The sequence below is a fragment of the Bhargavaea massiliensis genome, assembly GCF_050480245.1.
Taxonomy (GTDB): Bacteria; Bacillota; Bacilli; order Bacillales; family Anoxybacillaceae; genus Anoxybacillus.
The window spans coordinates 1-3,994 of sequence record NZ_JBCNEQ010000021.1 but is presented as its reverse complement, the minus strand read 5'-3'; the positions used below and the strand labels follow the sequence as shown (position 1 = coordinate 3,994).

Here is a 3,994-nt window from a genome sequence, read left to right as displayed (position 1 = left end):
AACCCCAAGTCAAGGAAGGAGAACGAAGTCCGTTTGCACTTCTGGGGAGTTGCAAGCCCTCACTTCAAGCGTTAGCTAAGTGGGGGTAGTTGACGTGCATTCTCCTACAATTTTTGCTCATATATCATATGCAAGTTACATATTGTTTTTAATTGTTAGAAAATTGAATAAAAAAGACAGCATCTTGACCGACGAGGAATGAAGTTGGTAGAATGAATTAAAATTTAAGATGTGCACCTTCGTATATCCTCGATAATATGGTTCGAGAGTCTCTACCGGGACACCGTAAATGACCCGACTACGAAGGCAGTGTTCTATATTGCTAGAATTCTGCCTTCGTTTTTTTATGAGAGGGTATGAATGCTAGCTTTTTTATTATATGTAGATGAGGTGATTTCGTTTGAGTCAACAAGAAATGATCGTCGTTTTAGATTTTGGTAGCCAGTACAATCAGTTAATTACGCGCCGCATTCGTGAGTTTGGTGTGTACAGCGAGTTGCATCCACATACGATTACAGCGGAAAAAATTCAAGAAATGAATGTAAAAGGAATCATTTTTTCTGGCGGTCCAAACAGCGTATATGATGATAATGCGTTTACGTGTGATCCGAAAATTTTTGAGCTTGGTTTGCCGATTTTAGGAATTTGTTATGGCATGCAGCTGATGACGCATCATTTAGGCGGAAAAGTAGAAAAAGCAACACATCGTGAGTACGGAAAAGCAATGATTCAAGTAAAGAACGCTTCCGCCCTTTTTGAACGTCTCCCAGACGAGCAAGTGGTCTGGATGAGCCACGGCGATTTAGTCACTGCTCCGCCAGAAGGGTTTACTGTAGATGCTGTTAGCGCTTCTTGTCCAATTGCGGCAATGAGCAATGAGGCGAAAAAGTTTTACGCGGTGCAATTCCATCCAGAAGTGCGCCATTCCGTTTACGGAAACGATATTTTAAGAAATTTCGTATTTGACGTGTGCCAATGCAAAGGCGATTGGACAATGGAAAGCTTTATCGATAGCGAAGTGCGCAAAATTCGCGAGCTTGTTGGAGATAAAAAAGTGCTTTGTGCGTTAAGCGGCGGTGTCGATTCTTCCGTGGCGGCTGTGCTTGTGCATCGCGCCATCGGCGATCAACTCACATGTATTTTTGTCGATCACGGGCTCCTTCGCAAAGGGGAAGCGGAAAGCGTCATGAAAACATTCCGCGAAGGATTCAATATGAACGTTATTAAAGTGGATGCGCAAGAGCGCTTTTTATCAAAATTAAAAGGGGTAACCGACCCGGAGCAAAAACGAAAAATTATCGGAAATGAATTTATTTACGTTTTTGATGATGAAGCAGCAAAGCTAGATGGCATCGAATTTTTAGTACAAGGTACGTTGTATACTGATATTATTGAAAGCGGCACAGCAACAGCCCAAACGATTAAATCTCATCATAATGTTGGCGGCTTACCTGAAGATATGAAGTTTAAGTTAATTGAACCTTTGAATACGCTTTTTAAAGATGAAGTGCGAGCGCTCGGTACAGAATTAGGTATTCCGGATGAAATTGTATGGCGTCAACCGTTTCCAGGACCTGGACTTGGCATTCGCGTATTAGGGGAAGTGACAGAAGAGAAATTAGAGATTGTTCGTGAATCAGACGCCATTTTACGTGAAGAAATAAAAAAAGCCGGGCTTGATCGCGACATTTGGCAATACTTTACCGTTCTACCTGACATTCGTAGCGTAGGTGTAATGGGTGATGCGCGCACGTATGATTATACGGTCGGTATTCGTGCAGTCACTTCAATTGACGGTATGACAGCGGATTGGGCGCGCATTCCTTGGGATGTTCTTGAAGTAATTTCAACACGTATTGTCAACGAAGTGCCTCATGTCAATCGTGTCGTGTATGATATTACAAGCAAGCCGCCGGCAACTATTGAGTGGGAGTAAAAGACGAACAAAAAAAATATTTAAGCAAAAAATGTTCGTTTTTAATATTGACTTTATCGGAGTCGATTGTTAGAATGTATGTGTAAAATAAATAGAGGGTACATCGTATAATCTCGAGAATATGGCTCGGGAGTCTCTACCAAGCTACCGTAAATAGCTTGACTACGATGGGTAATGTGGGGGAGAGGAATCTGCTTGGTTCCTCTCTATGTTCGTGCATTATGCATCATAGTCAACGCTTCTGGTAGTTTGCTAGAAGCGTTTTTCTTTTTATTACAACATATGGAGGGACTTGAAGTGATTAAGAAGTATTTCCAATTTGATGAGCTCGGCACAAACTATCGGACAGAAATTATTGCCGGGATCACAACGTTCTTATCTATGGCTTACATTTTATTTGTTAATCCATTTACGCTTTCGTTAGGAGCAGTAAAAGATTTTCCGAATGAACTTCGGATTGATCAAGGGGCTGTGTTTGTTGCGACGGCGTTAGCAGCTGCTTATGGGTCTATTTTGATGGGGATTTTAGCGCGGTATCCAATTGCTCTTGCGCCAGGAATGGGGCTAAATGCATTTTTTGCGTTTACGGTTGTGCTTCATATGCAAATTCCTTGGCAAACTGCATTAGCGGGTGTATTTGTTTCAGGTATTCTCTTTACCATTTTAACTTTGACAGGTATTCGAGAAAAAATTATCGATGCCATTCCTATTGAATTAAAGTATGCTGTTGGGGCAGGTATTGGTTTGTTTATTACTTTTATCGGCTTCCAAAACGCTAAAATCATTGTTGATAATCCAGCAACGTTAGTAGGATTAGGTGATTTCCAAGATGGAAATACGCTATTAGCAATTTTTGGTTTGATTGTCACCGTAGCACTGATGGTGAGAAAAGTACCTGGTGGTGTTTTTTATGGTATGGTCATTACAGCTATTGTAGGTATGATGTTTGGATTAATCGAAGTTCCAGATAAAATTGTCGGGGCTGTTCCTGATCTCTCTCCTACGTTTGGCGTAGCGCTTGAGCACTTAGATGAAATTTTCACATTGGAAATGATCGGGGTAGTTTTAACATTTTTCATTGTTGATTTCTTTGATGCAACAGGAACGTTGCTTGCGGTTGCAAATCAAGCAGGATTGTTAAAGGATAATAAGTTGCCACGTGCAGGAAAAGCTTTGCTTGTTGATGCAACGGCTGTTATGGTAGGTGCGGTACTTGGGACGTCTACAACGACTTCTTACATTGAGTCTTCTGCGGGGGTAGCTGCAGGAGGACGCTCAGGATTCTCAGCAGTTGTAACAGGTATTTTATTCTTATTAGCTTTATTCTTCTCGCCTTTATTAAGTGTCATTACTGCTCCGGTTACAGCACCAGCACTTATTATTGTAGGAGTATTAATGGCTTCTTCGATCGGTGAAATTGATTGGAAAAAATTTGAGGTAGCAGTTCCAGCTTTCTTTACTTTAATTACAATGCCGCTTTCTTATAGTATTGCAACAGGTATTGCAGTTGGTTTCTTGTTTTATCCGATCACAATGATTTTAAAAGGTCGCGGTCGTGAAGTTCATCCAATCTTATACGTATTATTTTTTGTTTTTCTCGCTTATTTCCTTTTCTTAAGAGAATAGAGAAATTTGAAAAAAGCCCGTTCATACAATGGAATGGGCTTTTTTGTTTCTAAGTGGATATGTCGAAATACAAACGGTAAGTTAAAAAATAAGTAAAGTTGTATCAAAAACAGTTGACGAGCAATTTGCTTTTTGATAATATACTTATTGCTGGTTGAAACAAGTAGTTTATGAAAAATAAAAAAGAAAAAAGTGTTGACAAGAAAAACAGTAAATGATATATTGAAAAGGTCGCTCAAACAGCCAAACAGCGACAAAGAGATGTTCCTTGAAAACTGAACGAAGCGAAAAGCGTACAGAAGCTAAGGATAACTTTTCTATGGAGAGTTTGATCCTGGCTCAGGACGAACGCTGGCGGCGTGCCTAATACATGCAAGTCGAGCGGACCGAATAGAAGCTTGCTTCTATTTGGTTAGCGGCGGACGGGTGAGT

Annotated in this window: 2 protein-coding genes, 1 rRNA gene and 2 riboswitches; all 3 genes read left to right on the top strand. The window is 40.5% G+C overall.

Features of this window, described 5'->3' with window-relative positions; genetic code table 11:
* Positions 1-219: 219 nt before the first annotated feature.
* Positions 220-321, top strand: a riboswitch (purine riboswitch).
* A 94-nt stretch (positions 322-415) separates the two neighbouring features.
* On the top strand, positions 416-1,936 hold the full coding sequence (gene guaA, locus ABEV15_RS05970) for a glutamine-hydrolyzing GMP synthase (RefSeq protein ID WP_429634007.1): 1,521 nt from the start codon (positions 416-418) through the stop codon (positions 1,934-1,936).
* Positions 1,937-2,019: 83 nt separating this feature from the next.
* A riboswitch (purine riboswitch) is annotated at positions 2,020-2,121 on the top strand.
* 115 nt (positions 2,122-2,236) lie between these two features.
* A complete protein-coding gene (locus ABEV15_RS05965; protein WP_498852655.1) occupies positions 2,237-3,562 on the top strand; it encodes an NCS2 family permease in 1,326 nt (441 codons plus the stop codon).
* A gap of 316 nt (positions 3,563-3,878) precedes the next feature.
* Positions 3,879-3,994: ribosomal RNA gene (locus ABEV15_RS05960) — 16S ribosomal RNA — on the top strand; the annotation flags it as partial.

Excerpts from the sequence above, each read along its gene's own strand:
- guaA (WP_429634007.1), top strand. The coding sequence starts at position 416 with ATGATCGTCGTTTTAGATTTTGGTAGCCAGTACAATCAGTTAATTACG.